The sequence below is a fragment of the Pedobacter sp. SYSU D00535 genome, from assembly GCF_017355855.1.
Taxonomy (GTDB): domain Bacteria; phylum Bacteroidota; class Bacteroidia; order Sphingobacteriales; family Sphingobacteriaceae; genus Desertivirga.
On sequence record NZ_JAFEWD010000001.1, the window covers coordinates 138324 to 151171 of the forward strand.

General features: G+C 43.6%; 5 protein-coding genes. 2 read left to right on the forward strand and 3 right to left on the reverse strand.

Going from position 1 to position 12848, the window contains the following annotated elements:
* Positions 1–74 precede the first annotated feature (74 nt).
* The 3 genes from J4N23_RS00500 to xseA all read right to left on the reverse strand — a co-directional run bounded on the left by J4N23_RS00500 (position 75) and on the right by xseA (position 5647).
* Positions 75–2873, reverse strand: a complete 2799-nt coding sequence (locus tag J4N23_RS00500; protein WP_207425046.1) for an SIR2 family protein — start codon at positions 2871–2873, stop codon at positions 75–77.
* 1063 nt (positions 2874–3936) lie between these two features.
* Positions 3937–4128 carry an exodeoxyribonuclease VII small subunit gene (gene xseB, locus J4N23_RS00505; protein ID WP_207425047.1) on the reverse strand — a complete coding sequence of 64 codons (192 nt, stop codon included), beginning with the start codon at positions 4126–4128 and terminating at the stop codon, positions 3937–3939.
* On the reverse strand, positions 4106–5647 hold the full coding sequence (gene xseA / locus J4N23_RS00510; RefSeq protein ID WP_207425048.1) for an exodeoxyribonuclease VII large subunit: 1542 nt from the start codon (positions 5645–5647) through the stop codon (positions 4106–4108). Before xseA ends, xseB begins: the two co-directional genes overlap by 23 nt.
* Positions 5648–6325: 678 nt before the next feature.
* Between xseA and J4N23_RS00515 the strand changes: the two genes are divergently transcribed.
* Both J4N23_RS00515 and J4N23_RS00520 read left to right on the forward strand, forming a co-directional pair.
* Positions 6326–9991: a DUF6079 family protein gene (locus tag J4N23_RS00515; protein WP_207425049.1), complete on the forward strand. Its 3666-nt coding sequence runs from the start codon at positions 6326–6328 to the stop codon at positions 9989–9991.
* Positions 9992–10217: 226 nt separating this feature from the next.
* Positions 10218–12848, forward strand: a complete 2631-nt coding sequence (locus J4N23_RS00520) for a DNA methyltransferase (protein WP_207425050.1) — start codon at positions 10218–10220, stop codon at positions 12846–12848.

Below are 12848 nucleotides of genomic sequence, written 5' to 3' on the forward strand. Positions count from 1 at the left end.
ACTTATTTCACGCTGTTTAATAGCCTAACAATCACTTGCTCCCAGATAAAAGATCAAGAGCATCTACAGTCGCTTTAGTTAAAGTGCTCCGCTTTATACTGCCGGATAAGTTTCAGAAGCAGGTTTTTGGGGCTCCGTTTGCAAATTTCTTCTTCTACCCTTAGTACCTGCTCTTTTGCTTCTTCCTTATTCCCCCTTTGGTAAGCAACCAGGGCCAGTCCATATTCCCCATACAGTCTCCCAATCAAAATCTTATTATTTTGCCTCACCGCCTCGAATATTTTAGCTGCTTCAGTTAGCGCTCTTTCCGTTCCCACCCGCAGGTACGCCAGGCCGAGGCGAGGATTGATCTGGTAATTGCCCCCTTCGCCTCCATAGTTATTTATCTCAGTTTTTGCATCGCGGTAATGGCTCAGGCAGCCGGAAATATCATTTGTCTTGTAGCATACATCTCCAGCAACCATATAAATCCGGTACAAAATCCAGGGTTCACAGCTACTTTTCTTGTCTAAAGCCTTTTCAATAAATTCTTTGGCCTTACTGCATTTCCAATTCGGTCGTTCTATTTCCACCCGAGCCAGCCAGGCGCAGGAAAGTGCTTCCAGATCATTCTTCCCCGGGTCAGTCTGGCAGTGAGCTTCGAGTAGTTGCTTCCCCTCCAGTATATAGGCTTCCGCCTTATCTAGTTCGTCTTCTTCTACGCAGGTCCAGCCGAGCGCGTCAATCTTAAACAGTGCCTCCTGAAAGTATCTTCGTTTGCTCTTACATGCCTCTATTGCTGCTAAGATCATCTCGATACGGAAGGAATTGTAAAACCGGCTATCCATATAATGCACCAGGTAGTTCGCCAGCTTGCAGAGATGATCTGCCGCTTCGGGAATTTCCATAGTCCATTTTATTGCTTGCTCAACAAAGCTCCAGTGATCGTCTAAAAGGTCCATGGATGGAGATACCAGACTATTCCAGTAGGTTTCATCGGGGAACTCCCGTTTAATAATTTTTTTGACGAGCTTTAGATAATAGTTGATAAACTTTATTTTAATCTCACTTTGTGCTTCCGTTTGCTCGCCCATGGGCGCACCTTCATGTCCTTCTTTTGCCTTTTCAGCAAGGAAGGTGATAAGGGTTGGGTGTATCTGGCAATACTTATCGTGTTGGTCAATCACCAGGAGGTTCCAGTCTGCCAGTTCTTTTAAAGCATCGTTGAAATCCTTCCAATCCCATCCGCATACCTCCTTAAGCGCTTCCCGTGGAATACCGTTTTTTTGAGTAAGTAAGGAAATGTAGGACAACAGTGCTCTCGACTTCTCTAACGCATCGTAGGATATATTGTAGAGCAGCCTGAAGGTAGAACGAAGATCCCGCTTCTGATCATTGGGAACCTTAATCGAGTTCCTGTGTCTTAATAGACCGATAATGAGGAGTATGACCTGCGGATTCCCTGACGAGATCGTGAACAACGATTTCAATGTCCTTTCATCTGGTGTGAAGTTAACTTCGCTGAACTTCAATTCCTGAACCAGGATTTTTCGAAAGGTTTCCTCACTGAACCCTTTCAGCGGATAGGGATTATGTTTGAAGTTCGGCGGTACCTGGCTGGTTAAAAGTACTTCGCTGGGCGGTGCGATCTGCTGGATCCACCGGCTTAGGGGCTCGTTTTTGTGCAGGTCAAAATTGTCAATAATGATCAGCACCGGCAGATCAGCCAGGATTTTGTTTACTGCATACTCTTTTGCTTTAATTTCACTCTCATTTATAAAGGTTATCCGAAGATATCCTGTGACCCTTCCAATCTCGTCAAACACCGCATTTAGTATTTTATTGGGATCTGTGAAATCGCACGTTGAGATCCAGACCACATATTCGAATCGAATAGGATTTCTGACTTCAATGCTCGACCTCCCCAAACAGAGATAAGCCACTTCCTGTGCCAGACTTGTTTTCCCCGAGCCCGAAGGTCCCAGGATCACCGTCACCGGTTGCAGATTTAGGATGAGTTGGATGATGTCTTCCAGCTGCCTTTTATCCCAAATGCTAAAATTTGCGGGGGAATTTTTAAGATTGTGAACCGAGTCCAGCGACTGCACCCCCTGATTCTTTAAACTAATAAGGGTGTTCAGAAAGACGTCCAACTCCGAGTAGCGACGAAGCAGGATTGGTTTAACCACCTTTTTAAACCGATAGGTGTCGAACTTTTTATCGGTGGTAACAATAAAATGCCTTCTGTTGAAAGCACCAAAGGTCTGAGTGATCGAATTGATAATGTGCTCAATATAGGGATCATTCAAACTGAAGCCGATGAAGAGGATCGTCTTCTGAATGAAGAGCATTTTGAGGCCTAAAAGAAAAGCGCTGTCCCGATATAACTCCTCGTACTGCCTGGTAAAGAGGATACAGTCCTCGGGGTTATCAATATCCCCGTGAATTTTGAAGATGAATTTTTTATTATCTGCTATCCGTGCCAGTTTAAACTTACCATCGTTCATAATAACATTTGGCGAGTCCGACGCGTATTCGAAGGCTTTGTCGTAATTTGATGTAATTACCCTTTCTGTTATTTTAAGAATCTTCTTCTGCCGTTCGAAGTCTTGTTTTCTGTCCAGTTTGATCCGGTCTGACAGCTCTTTGACGATCAGGCTCCTATAATCGTCTTCCAGAAGATCAAGAATAAATAGCGGACTGATTGTGTCATTCCGCAGCAGGTCTTCCAAACACCTGTACTGCCGGCTATACCGCTTGGTTTTCTGTACGATATTCAGGGTTAGGTCTTTCCAGGAGGGCAGGCCGAGATACTGGGAGGTGCCGGCTCCGCAGAAAACGACGAGTTTATCGTCGTCCATTGCTTCTTTCAGTTCCCAGTAGTAATCTTCCATTTAAGTTTGGTTGCGTTTGTAAAACGATAGTTGCCTTATGCTGATGCTTGAGGTAAAAGTCTAGTTATCAATTTGCTTACTGTCATAAGATCTTATAAAGGTCGGTACAGGAGGGAGTAAGTTGAAATAGCTATTAGTAGTCATTTGTGTCTGGGATAGGAGGTTTTATAAGGAGCACTGAACGCGCCAGTTTGCAACGAGGGTGTAGTTAGAAATGCATTTTTAATGCATCTTATCGCTTCTATCAGAGCACTACCCCTCCAAGTAACTCAAATTGCACTATCGTTGATCCTGAGGGCCCGGACTTCCCTCAGTGCCGGCAAAAGTTGCTGGATCAGTAGGCTTTGAGAAATGGAAGAGGGCATTGGCTGCTTGGCTGAAGCCTAAGCCTTGTGCGTTTAGGGCCAAGCAGGCACAGCCCTCGGGTGCTGATGCAGGAACTGTGCGGCTGCCATGAGCGAAAAGGCACCTTTGGGATTCTTTTTTCTTTTTGTCTTGACACAAAAAGAAACAAAAAAGTCAAGCCTTCCCGAATGTTCCTTTGCCGCACAGGCAGCCGCACAAATTTGCACATCAGCTCGGGGCTGCACCTGGTTGTCCCCTGTAACGCGCAAACCTTCGCTTCAGACAACCAGCCAAGGCCCTATCCCAAAACACAAGCCAGCTGATGCGCAAATTTTTCCCGGAACTCACGGGACGGCGGTCCCATTGATCAACGGAACTGCAAGTTATCAACCAAGCTAACCGTACTACCCATGATAAAATGTGCTAGGGTGAAAAAGACAATGGTACTAGTAGTAGCGTTGATCCGGAGGGTCGGACTTCCCTCAGTGCCGGCAAAAGTTCCTGGATCAGCAGGGTTTGAGCAATGGAGGAGGGCATTGGCTGGTTGGCTGAAGCCTAAGCCTCGTGCGTTTAGGGCCAAGCAGGCGCAGCCCTCGTGCGCTGATCCAGGAACTGTGCGGCTGCCTTGAGCGAAAAGGCACCTTCGGAAGTCCTTGAACTTTTGGTCCTTTTCTTTCAAGAGAAAAGGACTAGGCCTGCCCGGCCATGAGGGCACAAGTTACCCTTCTCTCAAAATCCCTTCAATCTCCTCTTCCGTCCCCCTCAACTTCCTCTGACAAAACCCTATCAACACCGACGCCCTCTTCACCTTCTCCGCCAGCTCATCAATCGACACCTCCTCATTATTAATATCCTGATAGATCTGCTCTAATTCCTTATACGCAGCCTCATAACTTAAATTCTCTTCCATTACTTCGTTCTGTTCGTTTAACCTCTGTCTCTATCATCTCGTTATGTCTGATCACCTGAACCACTTCTCCCGCTTTCAGCTCTTCTCCGGCTCCTACAATCTTCCCATCCTTCTTCAATACTGCAAAGCCCCTTTTCAATATCTTCTCCGGACTCGCCGCCGCAATCCCTTCACCCAATCGCTCCAGCTCCCGCTTCCGGTTAGCCAATAAACGTGGGAGGGAAGCCGATAAACCCGACTGCAGCGACCCCACTTTTTGCTTTTCCTCTTTTAATAGCTGCTGCACCCGAAACCCCATCCGGATCACCTTTTCCTGCACTTCCTTCTCATGCCGATGCAAGATCGCTCGTGCTTTCGTGTTCAACACAAACTGCCGCGACTTTAAATCCTGTCCCGACGCTCGCAGCAAAGTCAGCGCAGCCACTTTGATTACTTCCGACTTCCGTTCCAGCGATTGCCCCCGCCGCTTCAGCTCCTCCCGTACCGAACGCATCAGGCCCTCCTGCAGCACATGCAGGTTCCGGCTGCACCGCGACAAGAGTTCCTGCCCATTCTTCTGGATCCCAGCCCCCAGCTGCTTCAGCTGCTTCTCAAAGCTATAATTATGATCGATGATAAACTGCGCAGCAATACTCGGTGTCTTGGTATGTACCCGGGCAAAGAAATCACAGATCCCCTGGTTCATATGGTGACCAATACCCGTGATCACCGGCACCGGAAACTGCGCCAGGGCCAGACTCAGGTGATAGTCGTCAAAAGGAAGAAAGTCGGCCGGAGCACCACCACCGCGGGTAAGCACCACAGCATCGTAAGGGATCTTTGAAATGCGGACCTTGCTAAAGGCATCGTAAAGTGAGGACTGCGCTCCATAACCCTGCACCAGCACATTAAACAGATCTACCTTGAACTGGTAGCCCTGCTCATTGCTCTGCAGCCCATGCATAAAATCAGAATACGCATCCGAGCTGGCAGAAGTAATCAGGGCAATGCGCTGGATCACCCGTGGCAGGGGCAGCCGCTTATTCGGCGTCATAAAAGCACCGTTCTGAAACTGGATCACCCGGGGATGCTCCGCCAGCAGCTTCTGCAGCGTCTCCTTCCGTTGCAGCTCAATACCTCCCAGCGTCAGCTCGGCATCGATCTCACACAGCACCAAGCTCAGCCCGTACACCGGGTGGTAATTCACCGTCACCCGAGCACCGATCTTGATCCCTTCGGCGAACTTCTGTCCCGTAACCTTCTCAAAGCCCGCAATCGCCATCGTTCCTTCCCCCAGAAAGGCACAGGCCCGGATCTGCGCTACTTTAGCGCCTTTCTCCAGCTCCAGCAGGTCAAAATAGACATGGCTGCCGATCTTCCGCACACCCGCCACTTCTCCCTTTACCCAATAGGAGGCAGGGAAACGCTCCCGGATGGTATTTTGAACCTGGGTGAGGAGTTGCTTGAGGGGGATGTAAGTGCTGGTCGACATGGGTATAGCAAAGATAAGGGAAGAAAAAGAGATTAAATCTAGCGACACATACTCCAACAATGAATTTTACAGTAAGAGCGCGGGATGAACCTTTTCTGCTCGGACAAAAGATCGATTCGTCAGAGTAAATCTCGATTCTTTTTATTTATTTTTACACGTTATTAGAGACATATCATTTAGATGAAAGGCTTGCCAAATTCTAGTCTCTAAGTAAACCTTCACTTTTATAAAATAAAACATTCCCTTAAATAAGGGATTAGACGATGATTGAATGTTCAATTTTTGATGTTTATAATTCCCGAGACAGGCATAAGATTTACGTTAGGGAGTGTAATGCGAATATTTTAGACGAAATTAAGTACATAGAAAACCTAGGGTTTACTCCACTAAATATCGGTAAAGAGATTGCATTATTTATAAATCGGCTCAATTCATTTAGATATTTACAGCTGGATGTTCAAGAGTTTTTAGTGAAACTTTTCGATTCACAAAAAAAACAATGTCGAACATCCAATACTCACTTGCTATTTATTTACAACCTAGGCATTCTTCTAGAACCAACACTTCGCCTTGATGCGCAACAATTACTAAAAGAATTTTCGAAAACATCCGCTCTAATAATTCTGTGGGAGAATAGATTGAAAGATGGTGATAGGTTGTTCTGGCCTGCCCAAGAAGATTTATACTTCCTTGACATGTCCGATCTTCACGTAAAAAAACTTCATTATGCAATATAAAGAGCTGATTCAATTCGAACCGATAACTACGGTCGTGAAATTAGTTACTGCCGCTGACCTGTCCGTTGCCGAAACCCTTGTCAAAAGTTTTGTTTTTTCTAATAAGATGCAGGAAGATGTACGGGAGGTCATAATTAAGAATCTCAAAGCTGAGCCAACGTATGAAACAAAAGGCATTCAGATCGTAGGTAGCTATGGAACAGGGAAATCGCACTTGATGTCATTAGTTTCTGCTATAGCTGAAAATGCTGAGCTTTTGGATCATTTGCAGAATGATGAATTAAAGAAGGATTTCGAAGCAATAGCAGGGCATTATAAAGTTCTCCGATTTGAGATTGGAACGGACAAACCTTTAAAAGATATTGTGTTTGCTCAGATAGAAAGATATCTAAGTAAGGAAGGGGTAGACTTTGCTTTTGATGAAGATTCGCACTTTAGTTGGAAAGAACTCATTCAACAAATGATCGCGTCATTCGAAGCAAAATTCCCTAAACATCACTTCCTATTGGTGATCGATGAGCTACTCGAATACTTGAAAGGTAGAAAACCCAATGAGCTTCATAATGATTTGATGCTATTGAGACAGCTTGGGGAGGCATGCGATAACTCCAGATTCAAACTCATTTTTGGTGTCCAAGAATTGTTATACCGCTCGCCTGAATTTCAGTTTCAGGCAGACATGCTCAACAAAATCGAAGATAGATACGCTGATTTAATCATTACCAAAGAAGATGTTTCCCACGTGGTGAAGGAGCGATTACTCAAGAAAGATATCCACCAGAAAGCGAGGATAAGAGAACATCTGTTACAGTATGCTCACCTATTCGAAGGGATCAATACTAACTTGAACGAGTTTGTAGACCTGTTTCCTGTCCACCCTAACTATGTCAGTTACTTTGAGAAAATAAAACACGGTAAAAGCCAGCGAGAAATATTAAAAGTTCTAAGTGCGAAGTTTGATGATATCCTGGATAAGGAAGTACCATCAAACAATCCAGGATTAATTACTTACGATACGTATTGGGATGATCTTGCCAGTAATCCGGCTATGCTTACAATTCCTGACATTAGAAATGTAAGAGACAAGGTCGATATTATTACCGGACGGGTTGCAAATCATTTTACTGGTGCACGAGCCAATCGGAAAGACATTGGTCAGAGTATTGTTCAGGCATTAGCTATCCGCATTTTGTGCGATGATCTTGACAAAAGGAATGGGGCAAGTGCTCACAGTTTGAAAGAAGATTTATGCACGACTATATCAAATGTGGACGAACCGGAACTGTTATTAGCTGCAATTGATAGCACTGCAAAACAATTGGTAACAGCAACAGCGGGCCAATACGTTGATCAAGATCCCGTTAGTGCAGATTTTTACATTCGTACGGAAGGCGGCATCAATGTACCTCAACTCATCCGTGACTATGCAGACGAGGTTATTAAAAAAGATATCGACCAGGCCGATCAATATTACTTCGACTTTTTGCAGTTTGTATTGGAAATCCAACAGGATTCTTATCGCTCAGGCTTCAAGATCTGGCAACATTCACTAGAATGGATTGATAAAAAGAGTTTCCGTTTAGGCTATGTTTTCTTTGGCAACCCGAATGAAAGAAGCACAACCGAGCCTATTCAGCAATACTATATTTTCTTCTGTCCGCTATTCAACTCGATTAACAGAAATGATGAAGCTGATGAAGTTTATTTCGATGTTGCGGGCTTGTCTAATGATTTTAAAGACACTATCTGCCTCTATGGCGCTGCTAAGGCGAAATACGCCTCTGCTCCAACCAACCAAAAAGCATTGTTTAGCAGTCAGATTGAAGAGTATCAGCGTAGAGCAATTGCTATGTTCGACAAAGAGTATGTCGATAAGACTAGAGTGATTTACAATGGTGAAATAAAATCACTAAAATCATTTTCTTTGCCAGGTGAAGGCTCAACGAAAGAAATGATTTTTCGCAATGTCGCTGCGAAACTTTTAAATAAAACATTCACCGATAAATACCGGGATTATCCGGCATTCACCGATTTATTACAGCCCTTAAGCAAAGAGAATTTTGATGGGCGTATTAAGGCTGCCCTGAAAAAGATCACCACTCCCTCCCAGCCGAACCGGGATGGCGAAGCTATTTTGGGTGGGTTGGGTCTATGGAGCGGCCAGGCAATTGTCTCTGATAACAGTAAATATGCGGAGAGTATTAAAAAGAAAATTAAAGAGGCGGGCGACGGCGCAGTATTGAATAGGTCCGAAGTAATTTGGGCTCACTATGCACCGGCTAACCTGTGGTACTCCGTTGATTTCAATATTGACTATCAGCTGGAATTCATCGTTTTGGCGGCATTAGCTTATAAAGGAGATATTGAAGTTAACTGGCATGGGAATAAAAGTCTTTCAGCAACCAATATCGACACAGTATTGACGCTTTCGAATGAAGACTACTTTACTTTCCAGCACATTAAGCAGCCGCAAGGCATTCCGGTAAAGCATCTAAAGGCATTGTTTTCATGCTTAGGTTTGCCCGATTATACATCTGAACTGGAAAAACCAGAGACTATCACCAAGATTATTACAGAAGCTAAGACAAAAGTAGAAAGAACGGTAACAACAAAGGCAACCATCGCTCAGGGGCTTAAATGCAGAAATGTTTCTTTACTAAGTGATGATATGAGTGCTAACATGAAGGTCGAATTGGACAATTTAGCCGGCATTCTAGACAGCATTCAATCTTACAATTCCTATGGCAAACTTAAGGCCTTTAAATTTACAGAGGATGAATTAACGTCTGCTTTTGAAGCGTGGCAATATTGCGATCTGGTAGATAAATTGAAGGATAAAGCTGAAAAATTTGAGCGATTGGTAGGCTATCTCTACACTGCACAATCTTATGTCGTCCATGAAGAAAGACCGTTATATGACGACATAAAAACCGCAATCGATAACTTGCCGGCAGTAGTTGCTTCTGCAAACGACTCCGATACTAAAAAATATGAAGCACTGCTGAACTCATTGATTGACAGATATGCGGATTATTACTTACAACAATACACCCGATTCCGCCTGTCTAACAAAGACGATTTAGCAAAAGCCCGGATTTTAGCCAGTGATAAAAAACGGATCTGCGACGTCATCAAAGATTCTGAATTTATCACTGCTACCGAATATCAAAATTTGGTTAACAGTATCACCTCCTTACGTCCGGCGGATGCTTTCCTAACAAAAGCCCAAGTATTGACCGAGCCATACCACGACTTCAATCCTCGCGAATACTATGGAAAGCCAATGTTCAATATTTATCAGCTTGAAGAGCAGTTGGACACTATTCTGGAAAAATGGACTTCTGCCATGCGTTCCGTTTTTAAGGATCCTTCCGTACAGGAAAACATGGATATACTGAATTCGACCGACAAGCAATTAGTGGTAGATTTTAGGACCGGGTCGGTGGAGTTAACTGTCGAGAATGCACCAAGGCTAAGAAACCTTATTGCCCAATTTTCCCAAGGAATCGATAAAGTAGAAATTACTATCGATGACGTGAGGAAGCAATTGAGCAAACCACTAACGCCGCAGGAAGCAATCGACACGCTCACCAGCTACATTGATGGTTTGTGTGCTGGCAAGGAAAGAAACAAAGTCAGAATTATAATTAAGTAACTCCCGTGGCTCTGCATATTAATTCACAGGATCTGCTTCCCGAAAATCCAGAGAAAGATGATGGGGGACAATAATCTTTGCAGTTTGCATATCACCCTAAACTATCAATTGAGAAGGTCGATGGCAAACGTTGCCATGACCATTCCTAGAAACCCCACCAGCCCAAGGAAAAAATACCGCACCACATCAAAAGGTGCTGTAATCACCGAACTAATGAATTTTATAGATGGAGAATAGAAAAGTAATTTGCCTCGGCAAAGAGTTTACATCAGAAGACGAACGCAGAGAATACTTTCGGAATGAACTACGGATTAAATTACCTGAGCTTAAAAAAATAGAAGGCTTTCCCATTGGTGAAGATGAAGATATCATCAACCTAAGTGATCCACCATACTACACGGCATGCCCTAATCCTTGGTTGAATGATTTTATCAATGAATGGGAAAAAGAGAAAGAAAATATTTCTGGGAGACACAGAGACTTTCATGTAGATGAACCATACGCAAGTGACGTAAGTGAAGGGAAGAAAAATCCGGTTTACACCGCCCATAGCTACCATACTAAGGTTCCCCATCCAGCGATTGCAAGGTACATACTGCATTACACTCAGCCTGGAGACATTGTTTTAGACGGCTTCGCCGGAACTGGCATGACTGGTGTTGCTGCCTACACTTGCGAAAGTCCGGCGACTGAATTACAGTACCAAATCCAGCAGGAATTTAAACTTCAGTTTGGCTCCTCACCCATTTGGGGACGGAGAAACGCCATTTGCAGTGATTTGTCTCCCCTTGCAAGTTTCCTGTCAAGTGTTTATAATACGAGTTTTCCATTAGAAGACTTTAGAAATGAAGCAGAAAGAACTCTTGCAGAATTACAGTCAAGCTGCGCCTGGATGTATGAGACCAAACATTTGGAAAACGAAATCGGTCAAATTAATTATGTTGTTTGGAGCGATATATTTCTGTGTTCGAATTGCGGGGAAGAAATTGTATTCTGGGACTCCGCGGTTGATTTCTTAGCTAAAGAGGTTTTAGATAAATTCAAATGCAAGTCTTGCAACGCGGTGCATGAAAAGAAGGGTCTGGATTATAAGTGGGAAACTGTTTTTGATTCCCTTACAATGACAGCCAGTAGGAAAATATCTTCAAAACCTGTTCTAATAAAATACACATTCCGAGGGAAAGGTTACTTGAAAGAAGCTTCAGCCGAGGATATAGAATTAGTAAATAGGATTGAAAATGAAAAAATACTGGATTGGCACCCTCTTGATAGTCTACCTGAAGGAGAAAAGACCTCGGAGCCATTAAGAATGGGTATTGACTGCGTGCATAAGTTTTATACCAAACGCAATTTAATCGCTTTGGCCAAGTATTTAAGTATTATCAGCTCTTCAAAATATAAACAGCCTCTATTATTTATCCTTACGGGTATGATACAAAGGTCCTCAAAAATGAATAGAATGCATGTAAAGAATTTCTTCCATGGAGGGGGTGGTTGGAATGCTGGAATAATGAAAGGAACCATACACATCCCTTCGATTCCTATTGAGACCTCCATTATCGAACAGGTGGGGGACAAGATTCAATCTTTTATTAAGGCCAAGCAGTGCATTAATGCATCGGGAAACGTAGTTTATATATCCTCAGCATCACATCAACCGATCCCAGATTCCTCTATAGATTACATCTTCACTGATCCTCCATTTGGTGCTAATATCATGTATTCTGAATTGAACTTTCTGTGGGAGTCGTGGTTAAAGGTGAGGACAAATAACAAAAAAGAGGCGATACAGAACAGGAAGCAGGGAAAATCCTTGCTAGATTATCAAGAACTAATGACCGAATGTTTTCAGGAATACTATCGCCTCTTGAAACCAGGAAAATGGATGACTATTGAGTTTAGCAATACATCCGCTGCTGTTTGGAACGGCATTCAGACTGCTTTGCAAAAAGCCGGCTTTATTATTGCCAATGTCGCTGCGATAGATAAAAAGCAGGGGGGAATGCGTTCAATAACCACCGCTACAGGTGTACGACAGGACTTAGCTATTAGTTGTTATAAACCTTCTTTAGAATTTGTCGGTAGGTTTTCAAGTAACTCCCAGGAAGTTTTAGTATGGGACTTTGTCGATGAACATTTGAATCATCTCCCGATACATTTGACTAAGGAAGGCAGTACAACTTCTATTGTGGAAAGAAGCGCAAAAATTCTTTACGACCGATTGATATCCTTCTATTTAATGAAGGGGATGCCTGTCCCAATTGATGCAAGGAACTTTCAAGATGGCCTAAAGCAGCGTTTCGTTGAAAGAGATGGGATGTACTTCACGAAACAACAGGCAGCTGAGTACGATGAGAAAAAAGCAAAAGCTCCACAATTTGTACAGTTGTCTTTAATAGTCACAAACGAGTCAGATGCGATTGAATGGCTAAAAGATCGACTACGTAAACGAGCTCAAAAATACCAGGATATTATGCCCGACTTTCGGATTGCTACCCAGTCTCTTCGAAAGGGTGACACCCTACCGGAGCTAAAAGACATCCTCAACGAAAACTTTATTCAAGAGGCCGATGGAACTTGGAGAACACCGGATCCAAATGAAGCAAAAGACCGGGAAGCCTTGCGGTTAAAAGTGCTGCTGAAAGAATTCAATGGATATGTTGCCGCCATTAACCAACCGAAAGCTAAAAAGCTCAAGGAGGTTCGCGTAGAAGCACTACGGGCAGGTTTCAAAAATAGTTGGGAACTCAAAAATTTCAAAACTATCGTCATTCTTGGCGATATGATTCCCCAGAACATTCTTCTGGAAGACGAGCAATTACTAATGTATTACGATATAGCAAAAGACAGGGTATAA